This is a genomic window from Streptococcus sp. DD04 (assembly GCF_001578725.1).
GTDB lineage: Bacteria > Bacillota > Bacilli > Lactobacillales > Streptococcaceae > Streptococcus > Streptococcus sinensis.
On sequence record NZ_KQ968976.1, the window covers coordinates 379,499 to 400,881 of the forward strand.

The 21,383-nt window shown below is 43.8% G+C and carries 23 protein-coding genes, 1 pseudogene and 1 riboswitch; of the genes and pseudogenes, 3 read left to right on the top strand and 21 right to left on the bottom strand.

What is annotated here, in order from left to right:
• From STRDD04_RS11315 to STRDD04_RS11625, 18 genes are all read right to left on the bottom strand, one after another.
• On the bottom strand, positions 1-842 hold an 842-nt coding region (locus STRDD04_RS11315), incomplete at its 3' end, for an AAA family ATPase (RefSeq protein WP_231853865.1).
• Between the two features lie 8 nt (positions 843-850).
• Positions 851-1,282 carry an arginine repressor gene (locus STRDD04_RS01805; RefSeq protein WP_037614433.1) on the bottom strand — a complete coding sequence of 144 codons (432 nt, stop codon included), beginning with the start codon at positions 1,280-1,282 and terminating at the stop codon, positions 851-853.
• Positions 1,266-2,090, bottom strand: coding sequence for a TlyA family RNA methyltransferase (locus STRDD04_RS01810; RefSeq protein ID WP_062198832.1), 825 nt, complete (start codon positions 2,088-2,090; stop codon positions 1,266-1,268). Before STRDD04_RS01810 ends, STRDD04_RS01805 begins: the two co-directional genes overlap by 17 nt.
• Positions 2,083-2,958 (bottom strand): polyprenyl synthetase family protein, encoded by an 876-nt coding sequence (locus STRDD04_RS01815; RefSeq protein ID WP_062198834.1) that lies wholly within the window; start codon positions 2,956-2,958, stop codon positions 2,083-2,085. Before STRDD04_RS01815 ends, STRDD04_RS01810 begins: the two co-directional genes overlap by 8 nt.
• Complete coding sequence (locus tag STRDD04_RS01820) at positions 2,955-3,167, bottom strand: exodeoxyribonuclease VII small subunit (protein WP_037614428.1); 213 nt, start codon at positions 3,165-3,167, stop codon at positions 2,955-2,957. Before STRDD04_RS01820 ends, STRDD04_RS01815 begins: the two co-directional genes overlap by 4 nt.
• A complete protein-coding gene (gene xseA, locus STRDD04_RS01825; RefSeq protein WP_062198836.1) occupies positions 3,145-4,485 on the bottom strand; it encodes an exodeoxyribonuclease VII large subunit in 1,341 nt (446 codons plus the stop codon). Before xseA ends, STRDD04_RS01820 begins: the two co-directional genes overlap by 23 nt.
• 171 nt (positions 4,486-4,656) lie before the next feature.
• Positions 4,657-5,499, bottom strand: a complete 843-nt coding sequence (locus STRDD04_RS01830) for an NAD(P)H-hydrate dehydratase (RefSeq protein WP_062198838.1) — start codon at positions 5,497-5,499, stop codon at positions 4,657-4,659.
• 917 nt (positions 5,500-6,416) lie between these two features.
• The gene (locus tag STRDD04_RS01840) at positions 6,417-7,127 is read right to left on the bottom strand and encodes an ABC transporter ATP-binding protein (RefSeq protein ID WP_062198842.1); all 711 of its coding nucleotides are present in this window, start codon (positions 7,125-7,127) and stop codon (positions 6,417-6,419) included.
• Positions 7,127-7,891 carry an ABC transporter ATP-binding protein gene (locus tag STRDD04_RS01845; RefSeq protein WP_062198844.1) on the bottom strand — a complete coding sequence of 255 codons (765 nt, stop codon included), beginning with the start codon at positions 7,889-7,891 and terminating at the stop codon, positions 7,127-7,129. Before STRDD04_RS01845 ends, STRDD04_RS01840 begins: the two co-directional genes overlap by 1 nt.
• Entirely contained in the window at positions 7,891-8,844 is a 954-nt protein-coding gene (locus STRDD04_RS01850) for a branched-chain amino acid ABC transporter permease (RefSeq protein WP_062198846.1), read from the bottom strand. The genes STRDD04_RS01845 and STRDD04_RS01850 overlap by 1 nt, the downstream gene beginning before the upstream one ends.
• Before the next feature lie 3 nt (positions 8,845-8,847).
• The gene (locus STRDD04_RS01855) at positions 8,848-9,729 is read right to left on the bottom strand and encodes a branched-chain amino acid ABC transporter permease (protein ID WP_062198848.1); all 882 of its coding nucleotides are present in this window, start codon (positions 9,727-9,729) and stop codon (positions 8,848-8,850) included.
• Positions 9,730-9,868: 139 nt separating this feature from the next.
• Complete coding sequence (locus STRDD04_RS01860) at positions 9,869-11,029, bottom strand: ABC transporter substrate-binding protein (protein ID WP_037614421.1); 1,161 nt, start codon at positions 11,027-11,029, stop codon at positions 9,869-9,871.
• Between the two features lie 89 nt (positions 11,030-11,118).
• Positions 11,119-11,388, bottom strand: a complete 270-nt coding sequence (locus STRDD04_RS01865; RefSeq protein WP_062198849.1) for a DUF2129 domain-containing protein — start codon at positions 11,386-11,388, stop codon at positions 11,119-11,121.
• A 101-nt stretch (positions 11,389-11,489) separates the two neighbouring features.
• Entirely contained in the window at positions 11,490-12,080 is a 591-nt protein-coding gene (locus STRDD04_RS01870) for an ATP-dependent Clp protease proteolytic subunit (RefSeq protein ID WP_062198851.1), read from the bottom strand.
• 170 nt (positions 12,081-12,250) lie between these two features.
• A complete protein-coding gene (upp, locus tag STRDD04_RS01875) occupies positions 12,251-12,880 on the bottom strand; it encodes a uracil phosphoribosyltransferase (protein WP_062198853.1) in 630 nt (209 codons plus the stop codon).
• A 97-nt stretch (positions 12,881-12,977) separates the two neighbouring features.
• Positions 12,978-15,638 (bottom strand): magnesium-translocating P-type ATPase, encoded by a 2,661-nt coding sequence (gene mgtA, locus STRDD04_RS01880; protein ID WP_062198854.1) that lies wholly within the window; start codon positions 15,636-15,638, stop codon positions 12,978-12,980.
• 279 nt (positions 15,639-15,917) lie between these two features.
• Positions 15,918-16,070, bottom strand: a riboswitch (M-box (ykoK) riboswitch).
• A gap of 114 nt (positions 16,071-16,184) precedes the next feature.
• Positions 16,185-16,367, bottom strand: coding sequence for a PspC domain-containing protein (locus STRDD04_RS01885; RefSeq protein ID WP_062198856.1), 183 nt, complete (start codon positions 16,365-16,367; stop codon positions 16,185-16,187).
• Between the two features lie 80 nt (positions 16,368-16,447).
• Positions 16,448-16,663, bottom strand: a complete 216-nt coding sequence (locus STRDD04_RS11625; RefSeq protein WP_197460068.1) for a DUF2798 domain-containing protein — start codon at positions 16,661-16,663, stop codon at positions 16,448-16,450.
• Positions 16,664-17,102: 439 nt separating this feature from the next.
• Here STRDD04_RS11625 and STRDD04_RS01895 point away from each other — a divergent pair, with 439 nt between their 5' ends.
• The 3 genes and pseudogenes from STRDD04_RS01895 to STRDD04_RS11325 all read left to right on the top strand — a co-directional run bounded on the left by STRDD04_RS01895 (position 17,103) and on the right by STRDD04_RS11325 (position 18,658).
• Positions 17,103-17,522, top strand: coding sequence for an NUDIX hydrolase (locus tag STRDD04_RS01895; RefSeq protein WP_062198860.1), 420 nt, complete (start codon positions 17,103-17,105; stop codon positions 17,520-17,522).
• Positions 17,523-17,577: 55 nt separating this feature from the next.
• The gene (locus STRDD04_RS01900; protein ID WP_062198862.1) at positions 17,578-18,387 is read left to right on the top strand and encodes a peptidylprolyl isomerase; all 810 of its coding nucleotides are present in this window, start codon (positions 17,578-17,580) and stop codon (positions 18,385-18,387) included.
• 92 nt (positions 18,388-18,479) lie between these two features.
• Positions 18,480-18,658, top strand: a pseudogene (locus tag STRDD04_RS11325) (zinc-ribbon domain-containing protein).
• Positions 18,659-18,713: 55 nt separating this feature from the next.
• On the opposite strand, the gene STRDD04_RS01910 reads toward STRDD04_RS11325, so the two are convergent.
• From STRDD04_RS01910 to STRDD04_RS01920, 3 genes are all read right to left on the bottom strand, one after another.
• Complete coding sequence (locus STRDD04_RS01910) at positions 18,714-20,255, bottom strand: ABC-F family ATP-binding cassette domain-containing protein (RefSeq protein ID WP_062198867.1); 1,542 nt, start codon at positions 20,253-20,255, stop codon at positions 18,714-18,716.
• A 111-nt stretch (positions 20,256-20,366) separates the two neighbouring features.
• Positions 20,367-20,675: a DUF898 family protein gene (locus tag STRDD04_RS01915; RefSeq protein WP_062198869.1), complete on the bottom strand. Its 309-nt coding sequence runs from the start codon at positions 20,673-20,675 to the stop codon at positions 20,367-20,369.
• A 13-nt stretch (positions 20,676-20,688) separates the two neighbouring features.
• The gene (locus tag STRDD04_RS01920; protein ID WP_062198871.1) at positions 20,689-21,381 is read right to left on the bottom strand and encodes a 5'-methylthioadenosine/adenosylhomocysteine nucleosidase; all 693 of its coding nucleotides are present in this window, start codon (positions 21,379-21,381) and stop codon (positions 20,689-20,691) included.
• Positions 21,382-21,383: the final 2 nt, after the last annotated feature.

Sequence of the window (21,383 nt, forward strand, 5' to 3'; positions counted from 1 at the left end):
ACATCTTCCAAGACATAATAAGTCTCTGACAAGCTGCCTGAAAGCTCCTTGTAGGCTGGATCGTAATCCTCGATAGACTCAAGGTCATTCATAGCTGAGCGGACATTGGTCAGGCTGGAAAAATCTTCATTATCCAGCATGGTATAGGCATTGGTCAGCGTATCGGCAATGAGCTTGTGGTTGAGCAAACGGTCTCGTTCCTGATGCAGGGCAGTATCTTCACCGCTTTTGAGGGCTGCGCTCTCAATCTCCGCCATCTGAAACTCCAGCATCTCAATTCTGGCCTTATGCTCCTGCTGATTTTTCTGCAGAGTCAGGACTTGCTTGCGCAAACTTCGATAGCGGTCAAAGGTCTCCTGATAGCGGCCTTTGAGATTTAAAAAGTCTGCTGAGCCAAACTCATCTAACATAGCAATATGAAGCTGAGGTCGCATCAACTCTTCCTGATCGTGCTGACCATGGATATCAACCAAGTGCTGACCGACAGCCTTTAGAACAGACAGATTCACCATCTGACCATTGATACGGCTGACACTGCGGCCGTTTTGCAGAATTTCCCGACGGATAATCAGCTCATCGGTCAGCTCCCAGCCCTGCTCCTCAAAAATCTCTTGCAAAGCTCTGCTATTTTCCAGCGAAAAAAGCCCCTCTATCTCAGCTTTGGGCGCTCCATGACGAATAACATCCGTCGTCGCACGACTGCCCAGCATCATGTTCATCGCGTCAATAATAATAGACTTTCCAGCTCCGGTTTCCCCGGTCAAAACCGTCATCCCCTGCTCAAAATTAAGAGAAATCTCTTCAATGATGGCAAAATTTTTAATCGAAATTTCTAATAACATAGGCTTTCCTACCAATTATCAATTTCAGCCGTTACTTTTTTGGCTGCACTTTCACTTACTGCAACGACTAAAATACTGTCATTATCCGCAATGATGCTGAAAATTTCCTCAGTAAATTCTTTACTAAGATGGCGTTTGACTACAGCAGTACTCCCTGGCACCAAGGTTAGATTAATCATATTTCCCAGATTTTGACAGGCTAAAATATTATTTTCTGCCAACTTCAGACTATTGGTCGCTGTTTTGGGAAGCTCATAGATATAGGTATTATCTTTAAAAGGGATTTTTACAATCCCTAGCTCCTTGATGTCTCGTGAAACCGTTGCCTGTGTCGCTGTAATACCAGACTCCCTGAGATGTTCCACAATTTCCTCCTGGGTACCAATCTCAAACTCGCTGACAAATCGTCTGATTTTCTCTAATCTATCCTTCTTCTTCATCTTTAAATTCCTTGTGGGCTGCCTCTACGACAGCAACTAAGTCTTTCTCCAAGTCATTTTTCGGCTGCTCGCTTTTTTCCAGAAAGGCTAGAAATTCAACATTGCCATGCCCGCCCTGAATCGGAGAAAAATCCAAACCTTTAACTGAAAAACCTGCCTCCAACATAAAGGCTGTCACGGTCTCCAGCACCGCTAAATGAACTTTCTTGTCCTTGATAATCCCCTTCTTGCCAATCTGCTCGCGACCAGCCTCGAACTGAGGCTTAATCAAGGCCACGACCTGACCTCCCTCCTCTAAAATCTGATAGAGGGCCGGCAGAATCAAGCTGAGCGAGATAAAGCTGACATCAATGCTGGCAAAGCTGGGTCGAAAGTCAAAATCAGCTGCCTCCGCATAGCGAAAATTGAACTGTTCCATGCTGACGACCCGTTCGTCTTGGCGTAGTTTCCAGGCTAACTGGTTGGTGCCGACATCAACAGCGTAGACCAATCGTGCTCCCGCCTGCAACATGACATCAGTAAATCCGCCGGTCGAAGCTCCAATATCCAAGGCCACTCGGTCTGTCACCGAAAGGCCAAACACTTGCAAGGCTTTTTCTAATTTTAGGCCGCCCCGACTGACATACTTGAGCTTTTCTCCCTTGAGCTTGAGCTCTGTTGCATCATCGATTTTTTCACCCGGTTTATCAAAGCGTTCTCCATTCACAAGCGCCACGACTAGGCCGGCCATCACTCCGCGCTTGGCCTGTTCTCGGGTCTCAAAGAGGCCTTGCCGATAGGCCAGTACATCCACTCTTTCCTTAGCCATCCAGTCTCAAACTTTCTATTATTTTTTGAATTTCTTCAGCTGAAAAATCACTTTCTGTTTCTAGTTGCTCCAGCAGGTTTTTTGCTTGTTCCAGTGTTTCATCGAAAAAGGCTCTGGCTCCATCTAAACCTAGTAAAGCTGGATAGGTCGATTTCTCAACCGCCAGATCCTTCTGCGGTGTCTTGCCAATCTGCTCAAAACTAGCTGTCACATCTAAAATGTCATCCCGTACCTGAAAAGCCAAACCCAAGAGTTCTCCCGCTTGACGGAGCTTCCCTAGGACAGACTGACTGGCCTGAGCAATAATGCCCGCCGCTACAAAAGGATAAGCTAGGAGTTTGCCTGTTTTATTATCATGGATGGCTTGGAGCTGGTCCATGGTCAACTTGCGACCTTCTCCCTGCATATCCAAAACCTGTCCGGCCACCATACCAAAGGATCCAGCTGCCAGAGACAGCTCTGCTATCAGCTCCACCTTGACCTGACTAGGGAGCTCTGCCATTGCCACCAAACCATAAGGATCCAAAAAGAGAGAATCCCCCGCTAAAATGGCCATATCCTCCCCGAATTTCTTGTGGCTGGTCAGACGGCCTCGGCGGTAGTCATCATTATCCATAGCCGGCAGATCATCATGAATCAAACTACCAGTGTGAATCATCTCTAAGGCTGCCGCCACCTGAAAGTGAGCGGGAGTCAATTCCAGACCAAAGCCCTCCAGCAACTCCAAAAGCAAGAGAGGGCGAATCCGCTTGCCACCGGCCTCGACAGAATAGAGAATGGTCTCTGTCAAATCCGATGACACTTCCTTGCTCTGATAAAAATCTTGAATCGTCAGGCCAATTTGCCTGATTTTAAACTCTCTTGTCATTCCATATCCGTTTCTGTGCCATCAGCCTGCATGACCTTGACCAAGGTCTTTTCTGCCTGATCTAGCGTCTTTTGCAGCTCTTTAGACAACTGCATACCCTTCTGAAATTCGGCGATTGCCTCTTCCAAGGCCACATCTCCATTTTCCAACTTCTGTACAATGGCTTCCAAATCAGCTAAATTTTCTTCAAATTTTTTGTCTTTTGACATCTTTTACCTCAACTTTGACCTGGCCATCTCGCATGAGCAGAGTCAGCTGGTCCTTCTCCTTGATATCCTGACTGGACTCGATTACTGTTTCATTTTTTTGGATAATAGCGTAGCCCCGCGCCACAATGCGACTGGTATCCAGCATGAGCAACGCATCTGACAGCCGCTTGGCTTCAGCCACCTTGTGATCATAGATAACCGCCATATTACTACGCAACAAGCGTTCCTGCTGGTGAACCTGCTCCTGATAGCGCTGCACCTGCCGCAGAGGTGACAGAGACTCTAAGCGGTGCCAGAGAATCTTGACCTGCTGGACTTCTTCACTATAATATTCGCGAATTTTTTGCTTTAAACGCAGAATAAGTTGGTCTAACTTTTGCAGATAGCCATCATAGAGCCGTTCTGGCTGCCGAAAAACAACAGACGAAGCCAGCTTGTGCAAGCGTTCTCGCTGGTAGGACAGACGATTTGAAGCTGCATTTGCCAGACGATTTTGCTGCTGACTCAAATGCCCCAGAAGATCCAGCTTGGTGACTGGTGTCGCCAATTCAGCTGCTGCTGTGGGGGTTGCTGCTCGTCGGTCTGCCACAAAGTCAGCCAGAGTCGTATCCGTTTCATGCCCCACACTGGAAATAATAGGAAGCTGAGACTCAAATATAGCCCGTACCACTACTTCTTCATTAAAAGCCCAAAGATCCTCAATCGACCCTCCACCTCGGCCTATAATCAAAACATCCAAGTCCTCTCGTTCATTGGTCCGACGAATATTGGCTGCCACCTCAGCAGCAGCTCCCTCTCCCTGAACCTTGGTCGGATAAAGCAAGATGTCCACGCCAGGAAAACGGCGGCTGACTGTCGTGATGATATCTCGGATGACAGCTCCGCTAGGACTGGTCACCACCCCAATTTTCTTAGGAAACTGGGGTAAAGCTTGTTTAAATTTATCTTGAAAGAGTCCTTCTTCTCCCAGCTTTTTTTTAAGTTGCTCGAACTGAACAGCCAAGGCGCCAATGCCGTCTGGTTCAGCCTTTTCAATAACAATCGAATAAGAACCGCTGGGCTCATAGAGCTGAACACGGCCAATGACATTAACCTTCATCCCTTCTTCTAACTCAAAGCCCAGCTTTTTATACACACCAGACCAGATAGTCGCCTGAATGACTGCCTTCTCATCCTTAAGCGAAAAATACTGGTGGGTGGGGCGCTTACGAAAATTGGAGACCTGACCAGTCAGATAGACCCGTTCTAGATAAGGGTCTCGGTCAAACTTCATCTTCAGATAACGGGTCAAAGTCGAAACCGATAAATAATCTGGCATGCCTCCTCCTTTCTATTTCCTCATGTTTTCGTAACTTTTATTATAACAAAAAACTGTATAAAAAACCGATTTCAAACCCCAAAAATGTCTTGAAAAGCTAAAAAGCTGGGACTTTCTAAATAGAACCCAGCTTAAGGAACAACTAAGATTAAAATTCACTGATGAAAAAATCTACGGACAGATTTTCTTCATCCATCTTGGGATTGCCCGACTAATCTCCGTCGGTAAAACGACATAGGCCTCCTCGGCTAATTCATCCGCGATGGCTGAATGCAGGTGGGTTGCAGACGTTACCCGTTCAAAAAGTGAAGCCTGCTGAAATTGTCCTGCAAAACCAGCAATCATCCCTGCCAAGGTATCTCCCATCCCACCAGTCGCCTGATAGGGGCCACCAACCTGCAGCTGATAAAAGTCTTTTATCCCACTCTGAAAAACTCGTGTTCTATTGCCTTTCTGAACAACTATAGTACCTTCAGAAAATTGGTCAACAGCTTTTTGACTGGATGTCTCATCTTGTGACTCGATAGGCAAGCCAGACAAGATTTCCCACTCTTTTTGATGAGGAGTAAAGATTATCTGGGAGCTTGGAAAGGGCAGAGCTTGCTTGGCAAAAAGCGAGATGGCACCACCATCCATAATCAATATTTGTCGTTTGTCCACAAGATTCAAAACCAGCTGCAATACTAACTTCTCTAAAGGGTTCTCAGCCAAACCCGGACCGATTAAAATCACACTTGCCTTACGAATCTGCTCCATCAGCCGCTCTTGCTCCCGCAAATCAAAGGCCATTGCTTCTGGCAGATGAGCATGGAGGGCGGAAATATTCTCCCGTTCAGTCGCAACTGTCACCAGACCAGCTCCGCTGCCTACTGCGGCTAAGGCAGCCATGATAATAGCTCCGCCATAGGGATAGGTTCCGCCAATCAAGAGCAGGCGACCATAGTCTCCTTTATGGCTCTCTGGCGGCCGATTTATAATAACCTTTTTCAAAAGATTGTCACTGACTATTTTCATTTTCAATCCTCTACAACTTATTTTAAATATTTTCGAAAACAAATATTCCCTACTCTATCATATCAGTCAAAGAAACTCGACCTATCTCCTCATATCTCTGCTTAACATAAAAAGTCGGTGCATATATGGATACGGGCGCCACGAAAAGACTCCCCATTCCATATTGCCGTCCCAAGTTTTCAAGATAGTTCAATAATAAAGTACCTAAATCTGGATACTAAGAGGCTTTTTCCACTCATAACTTCTGCATCTGAATTTGGATTCCGCAAGATAAATTCGTCAAGCCAACCTGAAAACATCACCCTTTTTCATTTCAGAAACTAAAATTGCTCTGTATCTCGCCAATCACCCGCAACAAGCGCCTCGTATTCCTTGGATTTTCGCTCCAAATCTTTTTGAAGAAAGTCTGAGTCTGCATTTAAACCAGAGCAGTTTTCCTTCTCCCATATTTTATCATATTTTCACCCAATACTTAAAATGAAGAAATAGATTTAGGAAAAGACTAATGAGAAACTGTTGCATCAGTTTCTTAACCAACACTTTAAAAATTCATGGAAGTTTCAAACAAAGAAAACTCGCTATTGCGAGTTTCTATCTGCAACTTAAAAAGGCCCAGTTGGCCTTTAAAAACGTAAAGTTGTTAGCAAAACTTCTTATCTGCAACCTAAAAATGTCTCTCAGATTATATAAATAAGTAGATTCATTCTGACAACAACTAAAAAAGGTCCACTGGATCTTAATTAACGAAAACTCGCTATCGCGAGTTCCCACCTGTAACCTGAAACAATCACCCGGAAATTTTGACGAAAACTTTGTTTTCTTTATACGCAACTTAAAAAGGTCCACTGGACCTTAATAAGCGAAAACTCACTATCACGAGTTCCTATCTGCAACCTGAAACAATCTCCCAGATTGTTTCAGCCACCTAAGTATGCTTTGCGGACTTCATCGGAAGTCAGGAGTTCTTGTCCTGTGCCTGAAAGGACGACTTCCCCAGTTTCAAGGACATAGCCTCTGTCAGCAATAGATAAGGCTTTATTGGCATTTTGCTCGATCAAAAGTACAGTTGTTCCCTGCTTTTGGATATCTTGAATGATGTCAAAGATTTCTTGAATGAAGATAGGAGCCAGCCCCATTGACGGCTCATCCAGAAGCAAGAGCTTGGGTGTAGACATGAGCGCTCGGCCCATAGCCAGCATTTGTTGCTCACCACCAGAAAGAGTCGCTGCATCTTGATTTTTTCGCTCTTCCAAGCGTGGGAAACGAGAAAAGACTTTTTTGAGATTAGCTTGGTTTTCTTCCCGATTTTTCTTAAGAAAAGCTCCCATTTCAAGATTTTCCAAAACGGTCAGGCCTGGAAAAACATGGCGCCCTTCTGGAACCTGTGAAAGCCCAGCCGCTACAATTTTTTGGGCGGGTACTTTTTGAATTTCATTGCCTAAAAATTCAATCTTTCCCGCACTTGGGCGAACCAAGCCAGAAATCGTGCGGAGGATGGTCGTTTTCCCAGCACCATTGGCACCAATAAGCGAAACGACTTCTCCTTCGTTGACTTCAAAGCTGACATCACGGACAGCCTGAATCATGCCGTAGTGGACGGATAGATTTTCAACTTTGAGCATGGACATTAGGCTTCACCTCCTAGATAAGCTTCAATAACGCGCTTGTCATTCTTAATCTCATCTGGTGTCCCGTGGGCAATCAAGCGGCCGTATTCCAGCACATAAATGCGCTCGGTCACTTCCATAACCAGACTCATATCATGCTCAATCAGCATGATGGTAATGTTAAATTCATTTTTAATCCGACGAATCAGGGCAGTCAGCTCAGCTGTTTCCTGTGGATTCATCCCAGCTGCTGGCTCATCCAAAAAGAGAATCTTAGGCTCTGTAGCAAGCGCCCGAACAATCTCCAGACGACGTTGCTGACCGTAGGCCAAATTTTTAGCCAAGGTTTCTGCTTCCTTATCCAAGTCAAAGATGGCCAGCAACTCCAAAGCTTTCGCTTTCAATTCTTTTTCATTTTTATAAAATGCCGGAAGGCGGAAGAAAGAAGCCAATACATGAGGTTTATGGTGATTACCAAAAGCAATCAACACATTATCCAACACTGTCAAATCTTTAAAAAGACGAATATTTTGGAATGTCCGGCTGAGACCCAGAGTTGCAATTTTGTAAGGTGCCTTGCCATTCAGCAAATGCCCGTCCAAAGTGACCGTTCCCTCACTCGGCTCGTAGACGCCTGTCAAAAGGTTGAAAAGAGTTGTTTTCCCAGCACCGTTAGGACCGATAAGACCGACCAGTTCTCCCTCGTTCAATTCCAGACTTACATCGCTAACAGCCGTCAGTCCTCCGAAATTTTTGGTTAATTTTTGTACATCAAGAAGCGCCATTATTCTTTGACCTCCTTATTCTTTTTAAAGAGCTTAGACAGGCTCAGTTCCCAAGTACCCAGCAAGCCTCCTGGACGGAAAATCATCACCAAAATCAAGGCCAGTGAGTAAACAATCATCCGGACGCTAGAAATATCTTGCAAAAGCATATTGAGGATACCCAGTACCACCGCAGCTACAATTGTTCCAGTCATTGACCCGAGACCACCAAAAACGACGATAATCAAAACGTTAATCGTATTGATGAAAGAATAATCTTTTGGTACAACAGAACCAACGAACCCTGCCTGCAGAGAGCCTGCGATAGAGGCTGTGATAGCTCCGAAAACAAAAGCAAGCACTTTAATTTTTGTTGTATTGACACCGACAGATTCTGCTGCAATCTCGTCCTCACGAACAGACAGGGTGCTGCGCCCGATAGGACTGCGGAGAAAGTTGAGGGTCAAAATAGTCGTAATCACTACAAAGACATAAACCATCTGCCAAGATGTAAATGGAGGAATAGACAGGATACCTGCTGCACCATTGGTCAATTCGCCTCCATTGACAATCAAAATCCGAATAATTTCAGAAACACCCAACGTCGCAATTGCCAAGTAATCTCCCTTTAATCGAAGAGTAGGAACACCGACAAGTAGTGCCACAGCTCCAGCAATCACAGCTCCGACCAACATGGCAATAAAGAAAGCTCCGTAGGTCGGTGATTTTGAACCCATAATAGCTACTGCATAGGCACCAATTGCCATGAAACCAGCATGACCGAGTGAGAATTGTCCAGAGAAACCAACGATGAGATTGAGCCCGACAGCCAAAATAATATTAATCCCAATCTGCTCAAAAATTTGCAGATAAAAAGGATTCAAGATACCTGCACTGGCAAGCACTGTCATCAAACCGTATCCAGCGACGATTAGAGCAAGCCATAACGCATTTACTTTTAAATTCTTTTTCATACATTACACCTTCTCTTTCACGTTTTTACCTAGAATACCAGCAGGACGAACCAATAGAATAACAATCAAGATAGCATACACAATCGCATCCCGGAAATCTGACAGTCCAACTGCTGTTGCAAAAGTTTCCAACAGACCGATTACAAAACCACCTAAAGCCGCCCCTGGGATGATACCGATTCCGCCCAAAACTGCCGCAACGAAAGATTTGATACCCGGTGTCATTCCCATTAGTGGCTCAAGTGAATTGTAGTAAAGGGCAATCAGGACGCCAGCAGCTCCTGCCAAGGCTGAACCTAAGGCAAAAGTAAAGCTAATCGTACGATTGACATTGATTCCCATCAGTTGGGCAGCGTCGCTATCCACGGAAACAGCCCGCATGGCTTTCCCCATTTTGGTTTTTTGCACGATAAACTGCAAACCAACCATGAGTAAAATCGAAATACCCAAAATCATAAGTTGGATATTGGAAATCGAAACTGGTCCGACTGTATAACGCACCGTTTCAATCACCTGAGGGAAGGAACGAGTATTGGCACCTACAAAGAAGACCATGCCGTATTCCAAAAGGAAAGAAACCCCAATCGCCGTAATCAAGGCTGCAATCCGTGTCGAATTGCGTAGCGGTCGATAGGCTAAAAACTCAATCACTACACCGAGGATAGCTGTTCCAACCATAGATAAAATAAGGGCCACAAAGAAATTCAGGTGAAGGGTGTTAATCAGGTAATATCCCATGAAAGCACCGATCATATAAATGTCCCCATGCGCGAAATTGATCAATTTGATAATCCCGTAAACCATGGTATAACCCAAGGCCAGAAGCGCATAAACACTCCCCAAAATCAATCCATTGGCTAGCTGCTGAAGAAATTGTTCGAGCATTCCACACCACTCTTTCTAATATAAAATAAGAGCAGAAACAACAATCTCAGACGAAGCCTTGTCTTGCCGTCCCTACTCAAACATCATAAGCAAGTAATAAACAAGCCAAAGACTGGGAATGCTCCCAGCCTCAGACCCTTTATTCAGGTTTAACTGTCTCAACAGTATCTACTTTACCATCTTTCAAACCGATCATCAAGGCTGTCTTAACAGGGTTGTGATCTTTATCAATGGTAATGGATCCAGTAACTCCTTCAAAGTCTTTTAACTTAGCAAGGTTATCTTTAATATCTACAGATGTTTTTGCACCCTTAGATGCTTCTGCTGCCATGTAAACTGCATCATATGAGAGCGCTGCAAACATAGAAGGTTCTTCATTGTACTTAGCTTTGTAGGCTTCAACGAATTTCTTCGCTTTATCTGTCATGTCACCTGAAGTTGAGAAACCAGATACATAATAAACATTAGTTGCTGCTGCTGGAGTTGCTTGCTCTACAAACTTAGCATCGCTAAATCCGTCTGGTCCAACGATTGTTTGAGTGATACCCAAACCACGCGCTTGGTTCACCAATTTACCAGCTTCTGTGTAGTAACCTGGCACAACCAGTGCATCAAATTCTTTGCCTTTGATTTTTGTCAAAGCAGCTTGGAAATCTGAGTCACCAGAAGCGAAAGTTTCTGTCGCAACGATTTCACCCTTGTATTCTTTCTTGAAGGCTTCAGCCATTCCTTTAGCGTAGTCGCTTGAGTTGTCATAATAGAGAACAACTTTCTTAGCTTTCAAGTTTTCAGTTACATACTTAGAAATGATTTTACCTTGATAACCATCTATAAAAGTTGCACGAAACAGATAGTCTTGGTTTTTAGTCAAATCATCCTGTGTAGCACTTGGTGTTACCAAAGGCACACCAGCTTTACCAGCATTTGCAATTGCAGCCGCAACCCCACCTGAAGTCGCAGGACCGATGATTGTATTCACCTTATCTTGAGTCGCCAAGCTTGTAGAAATAGTAGCTGCTTCTGCTGTTTCTGATTTATTATCTTTATCAGTGACTTCGATCTTCTTGCCATCTACACCGCCAGCTGCGTTGATTTCATCAACAGCAAGCTGAGCACCGTGTTGTTCTGCAGTACCGTAAGCTGCTACAGCTCCAGTTTCTTCAAAGTTGAAACCGAACTTAAGTGTATTACCGATTTCTGTTCCAGTAGCGGATGAGTTGTTTGTCGAAACCTCACCACAGGCTGCTAAAAGTGCAGCACTAGCAAAAGCTACAAGAGAAAGTGCAAATTTTTTCTTCATAATAATTCTCCTCTATTTTGTTATTTGCAAATGATATAGTAAGAATATACCGAATTATCTGACAATTGTCAACCCAAATAAACTATTTTTTAAATAATAGCGTTTTCTTGACTCCTATGGAGGCTACCAACAAAATCGGTATCTAGATCTTTAATATGACAAAATCGGATTCTTTTAATATATCTTTCCTTTGACAAACGTTTTTTTAGTTCATCAGCATGCTCTTTATGAACATACAATTGAAGATAACGGTGCTTTTTAGAATGATACACAATATCGCCAACATCTTCTAATTTTTTAACATCGCGATTATAATAAAGGTAGATAATTAAGCCTATTCTTTCCTCTTTTGTAAACATAAAACTCCTCTCTTTTATTTTTCGTTCTACTTGCTCTATTGATTATATCAAAAAAAATGCCCTTACGGAGCATTTTTTTCAAAACAGATTAAGTAGATTGACTAACTTAAGTTGTTATTTGCCATAATTTCGTCAATAAAACCGTATTCTAGAGTTTCTTGGGCACTCATCCAATAATCCCGCTCAGCATCTTTATGAACTTGCTCAACAGATTTTCCAGAATTGTCAGCTAGGATTTGCTCTAAGGTCTTCCGAGTCTTAAGCAAATGCTCAGCTGCAATCGCCATATCTGTTTGCTGGGTACCACCGCCAGTGCCACCCATTGGCTGGTGAATCATGTATTCTGCATTCGGAAGCATGAAGCGTTTCCCCTTGGTACCGCTAGAAGCAATAATGGTTCCCATGCTAGCTGCCATTCCCATAACAATAGTTTGCACGTCTGATTTGATGAAGTTCATCGTATCGACAATAGCTAAACCAGCAGAAACGGATCCACCCGGCGTATTAACGTAAAGGTAAATGTCTTTGGTATTGTCCTGAGCATCCAAAAAAAGCAACTGAGCAATGATAGAATTAGCCATATTGTCCTCAACGGGACCTGTCAGCATAATAATACGGTCTTTTAAAAGGCGTGAGTAAATGTCATAAGAACGCTCACCACGGCTGGTTTGTTCAATAACTACAGGAATCATGAATATTTTCTCCTTATTTCAATCTATTCATTATTATAGCTTTTTGGTCAAAAAAGGTCAAATATTTGCTTTATCTGTCGGATGACAGAGAACAAAGCTGTGATTATCTTTGGTTTGGAAAGCACAAATCCACTGGATTGGCTGGACTTTCCTATTACAAACTAGAATTTCTATTTTGTACCAAAAAGACGATCTCCCGCATCTCCCAGACCTGGAACGATGTAGCCGTGTTCATTGAGGTGATCATCGAGGGCAGCCGTGAAAATATCCACATCTGGATGAGCTTCCTGCAAAGCTTTGACACCTTCTGGAGCAGACACCAAGCAGACAAATGTAATATTGCTAGCACCACGTTTCTTCAGAGAGTCCACCGCCAAGATAGCAGAACCACCAGTAGCTAGCATTGGATCTACAACGAAAATCTGACGTCGGTCAATATCTTCTGGCAGCTTCACCAGATATTCAACCGGCTTCAAGGTTTCTTCATCACGGTACATTCCAATGTGACCAACTTTAGCTGCTGGAACCAAACTCAGAAGGCCATCCACCATGCCAATACCTGCGCGCAAGATTGGTACGATGGCCAATTTTTTCCCTGCAATCTGCTTTTGAACGGTTTTCGTAATTGGTGTTTCAATTTCTACATCTTCAAGTGGTAAATCGCGCAACACTTCGTATCCCATCAACATAGCAATTTCATCTACTAATTCGCGAAAAGCCTTGGTAGAGGTATCTGTACGGCGCAAGATAGACAGTTTATGCTGAATAAGTGGATGAGCGATAACTTCAAGTTTTCCCATGATTGGATTTCCTTCTTTCAATTTATTCGTCTTATTATATCAAAAAAATATTGAAAAGGCTTGCCATAAGCAAACCTTCTTAAAGATTTTATTTGCTTTACAGCCATTCTCTGTAGCGCTTGATATAGAAATGTTTAACAAAGGTTACGCTAAACATATAAAGCACAATTATCAAGAAGAGGAAAAGGAAATATGTGCCATTCAGCGGAGCTGTCTTCAGGACAGACGCAAAGAGGCTGTATGGTAAGGAAGTGACAAAGAGCGCAGCCGCCATGGTCGTCACAATAAGGGACAAAGCAGGACGACTTTGCACAAAAGGCAGCTTAGGCGAACGCAGCATGTAGATAACCATGGTCTGGGTCCACATAGACTCAATAAACCACCCTGTTTGGAAAAGAGTGATAAAGATCACTGCCTGTTCAGTACCAGCTTGATAATTTCCACCGGTCAACATAGGCACAATAATAAAGTAGAGCACCAGATAGGTCAAAACATCAAAAACGGATGAAATTGGTCCAATCCAAGCCATAAAGCGCGTAATGGAACTGGCTGACCAGATATGAGGTCTTTTGAGAAATTCCCTGTCCACGTTATCAAAGGGCAGAGCTATACAAGACCAGTCATAAACCAGATTGAGGACAATCAAATGAACTGGTGCCATAGGCAGAAAAGGCAGAAAGATGCTAGCAAAGAGAAGAGAAAAAATATTCCCAAAATTGGAACTGACCGTCATCTTGATATACTTGGTCATGTTGGCATAGACCTTGCGACCTTCTACCAGCCCTTTCTCCAGAACCATAAGGTCCTTGTCTAGCAGGATGACATCCGCCGTTTCCTTGGCAATATCGACAGCCGTATCAACAGAAATACCCACATCTGCTACTTTCATAGAAGGCGCATCATTGATGCCATCGCCCATGTAGCCGATCTTGTGGCCATTGGTTTTGAGCTGGAGGATAATACGAGCTTTTTGGTCAGGTGAGAGTTTAGCAAAGACTGTTGTATTCTCCACTGCCTGGCTCAATTCCTCATCAGACAGGGCATCTACCTCTACGCCTAGTAAGATATTGTCTACATCTAGGCCAACCTTCTCACAAACTGCCTGAGTTACCTTCTCATTATCACCCGTCAAAATCTTAGTGGCAACGCCGTACTCAGCCAAGGTTTCAATAGCTGGCGCTGCAGATGGCTTAGGCGGATCCAGAAAAGCCAGATAGCCCGTCAAAATCATATCGGACTCATCCTCAACTTCAAAGGCGTAATCTTCTTCTAAGTCTGACTTGTAGCTAACACCAAGCACGCGCAGCCCTTGCTCATTGAGTTGGGCCACTTCCGCAAGGATTTCCTGACGAATCTCCTCAGTCAGTTCCGTAATGCGATTCTTGTATTCTACATAGCTAGAGATAGACAGCATTTCCTCCAAGGCTCCCTTGGTCACCATACTGATGATATTTTCATCATCCTTGACAATGACGCTCATGCGGCGGCGTTCAAAGTCAAAGGGGAGTTCATCAATTTTCTTAAAGGTTTGGTCCAAATCACGGACAATCTCATGCTTTTCTGCTTCTTTCTCCGTTCGGTTGATAATAGCCCGATCCATGAGATTTTTAAGGCCCGTTTGATAATAGGAATTGAGAAAGGCACGACGGAGCACTGCCAAGTCCAAATCGCCGTGAATATCCAGCGGATATTCTAACACAATCTCGTCTTGGGTTAGTGTCCCCGTCTTATCCGTACAGAGGATATCAATAGCTCCTAGGTCTTGGATGGCATTCAGCTTTTTAATCACGACCTTTTCCTGAGCCATGATAATGGATCCTTTGGCTAAGCTCGCCGTGATAATCATCGGCAGCATTTCTGGCGTCAGGCCGACACCAACGCTAAGGGCAAAGACACCTGCTTCCAACCAGTCGCCGTCTGTCAGACCGTTGATGAAGAAGACAACTGGCACCATGACCAGCATCAAACGAATCAAGAGCCAAGAAATGCTATTCATCTCGCGCTCAAAAGAGGTCGGCTCATCGTAGGTATTCAGCGTCTGCTCAATAGCTCCCATCATGGTCTCGTCACCAACCACCAGCACCAGAGCTGTAGCTCTCCCGGAAATAACGTTGGTTCCCATAAAGGCCAGCGACTCTGTTTCTAAAAGGCTATCAAAGTTTTGCCCATCCGCCTTGTTCAAACAGAGCTTTTCTACTGCATCACTTTCCCCTGTCAGACCGGACTGCTGAACAAAGAAATCACGCGAGTCCAGCAGCAGTATATCTGCAGGAATCATGTCTCCGGCACTAAGCTTGATGATGTCTCCTACAACAAGCTCATCAATCGGAAGTTCCTGCTCTGCTCCTTCTCGGATAACCGTAGCTGTGTTGACAATCAGACGAGACAAATTGCTAGCAGCGCGGTCGCTCCGCAATTCCTGAATAAAACGAATGCCTCCAGAAATCAGCACCAGAACGACAATGATGATGGAAGTCGTTGGATCCTCCTCTCCAGGCTTGGCCAGCCAAACATTTGTCACTAAGGACACCAGAGCAATCACTAGCAAAATAACCGTAAAAGGGTTAATAATAGACTCGTAAATCTTCTTAAAAATGGAGTCTTCCTGACCCTTCGTGATGATATTTTCCCCATAGAGGTCCCGATTTTCTTCGACCTGCTCTTCTGTCAGGCCTCGAAAGGCACTATTGTAGAATGCCAAAGTTTCTTTTACAGGAAGCTGCAAAGCTACAACTAATCTTTCTTTTACTGTTTTCATTGATTTCTCCTTTATGTATGATTGATCATTTTCATACACAGGGACCAATCGCTTTATAAGGACAGAACGACACAAATCAGCGATTGGCTGTGTATGTGCGGTTCCGGATAATCGTCAATTTGCATCGTGCTGCTCCTTTCTTTTATTCTTGATTTGCAGGGAATCCATCATTTACATACTTAACCTACTTTCAGCAAAAAAGAAGACCCTGCCAATTTCTCGGCAGGGTTGGTTGCATGTCAGGTTATTCGCTTCATTGTTTTAAATACAGATAAAGCAAGTTTTGACCGTTCAAGCTTTAACTCCATAAGGCGATGTAATGAACTTAGTCTTGACCTTGGCGATCAGGACTGTTGACCAACGAGTAGTGTCTCCACTGCTTTGCGGTAGTCATCCGTATCCTTATGGTAGCCTCACCTACCGATTTACACTCTTACTATACTCCTATTTAGAAGGACTGTCAACAGTTAAGTGTCCTTAATTTCATTTTGGGGAAATCTATTTATTTAAAAGAAAAGCAGCCGCATTTTGCAACTGGCTTTGGCCTTATTCTTCTGGCAGAATCAACCAGAAAATGAGGTAGGGAAGAAGTCCAATCCCATAAGCGAAAAAAGAAACTCCCCAGATGACACGGATGATAACTGGATCTATATTAAAATAACGAGCTAAGCCGGAGCACACCCCAGCAATGATTTTATCATTGGCATTTCTTGTTAATCGTCTTGCCATAATCAAGCCTCCTTCAAACGGACTACAAATCTTTACCAGACTAAACAAATGATTCTAATATTATTTTACCACAATTTCCCTCAAATAATCGTCGGAAGTTCATCGTCGTCTTCAAAGTCTTCGAGCTTTTCCTCACATAGGAAAGGTTTTTGGATATTCCCTAGTATAAAACGAGAAAAGGGACCAACCAGCAGAAAGTTGAGCGGAAAAGGCATTACAAAATTTGTTCCCCAAGCTCCCAAATAGCTTTCCATTGACAAAGGTACTCTATTAAAAAGCAGCCCATAAACAGACATCAATGATACCATTGCTAGCACCATGCCCCCAGATATGACCGCAATCTTTTGCCAGCGCTTATGATAATCTTTCAAAAAGCGAAAGGCCAGGCCTTTGACCAAAGGTCCCACTAAAAGAACATCTAATAAAAAAGCAGTTGTAAAATCAGGTAAAAAGCCAGCGGCTAAATTTTCCAAAGAGAAATGTTCCAGTAAATAGAGATTCCAAACAGACATCCCCAAGACCATCAGACTACACATGAACAGCGTGAAAAACATGGCATCCTTAAAATTTCTAGGCATAAGCACTCCATTTCTTGTTTAAGAAAATTCATTCTAACATAAATATTTTTTTCGTAAGCAGAATTTCAAGAAAATGTTTTCATAGGTTCAGATTCGCAATTCTTGGCTATTTTTGCTAGACTAAAGTTAAGAGAAAACCATTGAAAAGGAGAAAAGTATGCGAGCAGGTATCATTATCTACAATCCTTTGTTGGACAAGATTTTACTGATTCACCGTTGGAAGGATGGACAAGAGTATTTTGTGATTCCCGGTGGAACTATCGAGCCTGAAGAAAGACCTTTAGAAGCCGCTCTGCGAGAGATTAAAGAAGAAGTCAATCTTACCTTTTCTGCCGACCAGCTGCTCACAGCTTTTTCCCTTAACAATCAGGGCAGAGAGGAGCATTATTTTTATACCGATCTAAGCACAGCTGACACTCCTCTGATGCAGGGCGAAGAAGTCCAGCGCAGTAGTCGTCAAAACATTTACCAGCCTGAATGGGTCAGCTTGCGAGATATTGACAGCCATAATCTGCGCCCAGAAAGTCTCAAATCCCTGCTCTTGGAATTTCTGACACAGGAAAGTTTGAAAAACTAAACCACTTATAGTAAAATATCAATAGTTTATAAACTTATGCTCAGAAAGGTTCCTTATGAAAAAAATTATTCTTTTCAGTCTTTTATCCGCTCTTACTCTGGCAGGCTGTTCTGCCAAACAAGAATCCAATACCCAGTCTTCCAGCGCTACTAATCAGTCTTCTGCTACCAATACCAGCTCTGAAGATGCTGAGACTCAGAAGCTCCGCGAGCAATACAAGGATGCTATGACCAACGAAAATGCCAACTTCCCACAGCTATCTACAGAAGTTGCCGAAGACGAAGCCGAGGTCAAAATCACTACTACTCAAGGAGACATTCGTCTCAAGCTTTTTCCAACATACGCTCCTTTAGCTGTCGAAAATTTTCTGACACATGCTAAGGAAGGTTATTATAATGGCATCATTTTTCACCGCGTTATCAATGATTTCATGATTCAGGCAGGTGATCCAAAAGGAAATGGCACGGGCGGCGAATCTATTTGGAAAGGAAAGGATACTGCCATTGATTCAGGAAACGGCTTTAAGAACGAATATTCTCCTTACCTCTACAACTTGCGAGGCGCATTAGCCATGGCCAATGCCGGAAAAGACACGAACGGCAGTCAATTTTTCATCAACCAAAGTAAGAAAGATTTATCCAACCAATTACCGACCGATACCTTCCCAGCTAAAATCATTGAAGCTTACAAAAACGGTGGAAATCCTAGTCTTGACGGTGGCTATACTGTCTTTGGTCAAGTGATTGAAGGAATGGATGTGGTAGATAAAATTGCTGCTGCAGAAACAGACAGCAGCGACAAGCCCAAAGACGACATCAAGATTGAAAAAATCGAGATTATCAAGGACTATGACTTTAGCAAATAAGCTTGCTGCTCAACGGATAAAGAAGGGAAATCAAGATGATTGTCTGGGGATATAAAGGTTATCAGAAAAACTTGGGCTAGACTCAAAGCAAAATTGAGTGCACAAACTGTAACAATGCTGCACCTTGCGACATTGTTGAAACTAGCTGAAAGTTTACACTTTACTGGATTCCAATCTTTCCTTATGGCAAAAAAATCTACCTCGCCTGCTCGGTCTGCCAATATGGTAAACAAATCGAAAAGCAGGAAATCAACAGTTTTTGAATTATTAACAACAAAAAGAGATGATTCGTAGTGAATCGTCTCTTTTCTTTTTTACTTCATTCGTCAAGTCAGCTGATTGAAATCCCAGATTTGGTCCATCCAGCCTTCATAGAAATCAGGCTCGTGACAGACCATGAGAATGCTGCCCTTGTACTCTTTCAGAGCGCGCTTGAGCTCTTCCTTGGCATCTACATCCAGGTGGTTGGTCGGCTCGTCCAGCACCAGAACATTATTTTCTCGGTTCATGAGGAGACAAAGGCGAACCTTGGCCTGCTCCCCACCTGAGAGAACCTGAATCTGGCTTTCGATATGCTTGGAAGTCAAACCACATCTAGCTAGAGCTGCTCGGACTTCGGCCTGATTGAGGGCCGGAAAGGCATTCCAGACTGCTTCTAGCGGTGTCTGACGATTACCACCTTCGACTTCCTGCTCGAAATAACCCAGCTCCAGATAGTCCCCACGCTCAACTTCCCCAGCGATTGGTGGTATAATCCCCAAGAGACTCTTCAAAAGAGTTGTTTTCCCAATCCCATTTGCCCCGATGATGGCCACTTTCTGATTGCGCTCAAAGGTCAGATTAAGAGGCTGGGTCAGTGGACAGTCATACCCAATCTGCAAGTCCTTGGCTTGGAAAATAAAGCGCCCTGGTGTGCGGGCAGGTTTGAAATCAAAAGATAGCTTTGGTTTCTCACTTTGCAGCTCAATAATGTCCATCTTATCCAGCTTTTTCTGGCGGGACATGGCCATATTACGGGTCGCCACACGGGCTTTATTGCGAGCTACAAAGTCCTTGAGGTCTGCAATTTCCTTCTGCTGACGCTCATAAGCTGCTTCCAGCTGAGATTTTTTCATCTCGTAGACTTCTAAGAATTGATAATAATCCCCAGAATAGCGGGTCAACTGCTGATTTTCCACATGGTAGACGATATTGATCACGTCATTCAAGAAAGGAATATCGTGAGAGATTAGAACAAAGGCATTTTCATAGTTCTGTAGGTAACGCTTGAGCCAGTCAATATGCTCAGCATCCAGATAGTTGGTCGGTTCGTCCAAGAGCAGAATATCCGGTTTTTCCAGAAGAAGCTTGGCCAAGAGAACCTTGGTCCGCTGGCCACCAGATAGCTCCGTCACATCACTTTCCATACCGTAGTCCATGACGCCCAGCGCCCGTGCGACTTCATCAATCTTGGCATCCAGAGTATAGAAATCCCGACTCTCCAAGCGATCCTGCAGCTCGCCCACTTCCTCCATAAGAGCATCAACATCTGCTCCGTCTTCTGCCATAGCTAGATATATCTCATTGATTCGAGACTCAGTCTTGAAAAGCTCATCAAAAGCCGTCCGCAACACATCACGTACAGATTGACCTTCTTTCAACACAGCATGCTGATCTAAGTAACCAGCTGTCACATACTTAGACCACTCAACCTTGCCTTCGTCCGGCAGCATTTTACCAGTCACAATGCTCATGAAGGTTGACTTTCCCTCGCCATTGGCGCCGACTAGGCCGATATGCTCACCCTTGAGCAGGCGGAAGGATACATCCTCAAAAATAGCCCGGTCTCCGAAACCGTGGCTGAGATTTTTTACTTCTAAGATACTCATTTTTTCTCCTCTATCATTGATTACAGTTCCTTGATTATACCATCAAAAGGGATTTTTTGGCAAGACAGAAGAAAAGGAAAAGCGAGCCACTTAAGTCTCGCTTGGTTTAACCTAATTCAAATGATGAGTGTGTTTGGTAATCCACTGGGTCAGTTTGATTTTAAGCCAAAAGCCATAAATACCAAAGGTAACAATGGTTAGAAGCCACCACTTGATCCAATTTCCAAAAAGCTGCATGGCGGTACCGTCAAAATAGAGACGGCGCCCATCAATGACCGTATGTTTTATCTTCCAACTATATAAGATACACATGCCCCAAGGTGCACAGATTCCTAGTGTCAAAACAGTAATCAAGGCAGCTAAAATCACATGACCAATGTAAGAAAAGAGACCGCCATCGAAATAAGACTCTTGATTCATGACATTTCCTCCTTTAAACCAACTCTTTCAGAAATTGAATCAGAGTTTCTGCAGAGCGTTTACCAGCTTCAAGAATAAATTCATCAAAAGTGACATTGGCATCATGGCTAGCTGTGTCACTCATGGCCCGAATAACCATAAAAGGCAGGCCAATTGAATGCGTCGCTTGCGCAATAGCTGCGCCTTCCATCTCCACAGCTAAGACATCTGGGAAATGCTCCTTGATACGGTCAATCTTATCCTGACCAGCAACAAAACTATCTCCTGTCGCAATCAATCCTACTCTTGCAGTCTGATGGGTCTTTCCCAAAATTTTTTTCATTTCAGAAACTAGATAGCGGCTAGCTTCAAAATAGAGCGGCTGCCGTGCCATCTGACCGTAGTCATAGCCAAAGGCCGTCACGTCCACATCATGATAGACCAGACGATCTGCGACTACCACGTCGCCGATAGCCAGCCCTTCTGCCACTGCTCCTGCTGAGCCTGTATTAATCACAGCTGTGACCTTGAAGTCATTGACCAAAACTGCCACACTCATAGCGGACATGACCTTGCCAATTCCGCTTTCGACCAGGACCACCTCATGACGGCCGATGGAGCCCGTATGATAGACATGACCCAAACGCAGGTGTTTCTCTGGATTCTCCAAATGCTCCAGCAGAATCTTCAGCTCTTCGGGCATGGCTGCGATAATTCCAATTTTCATGA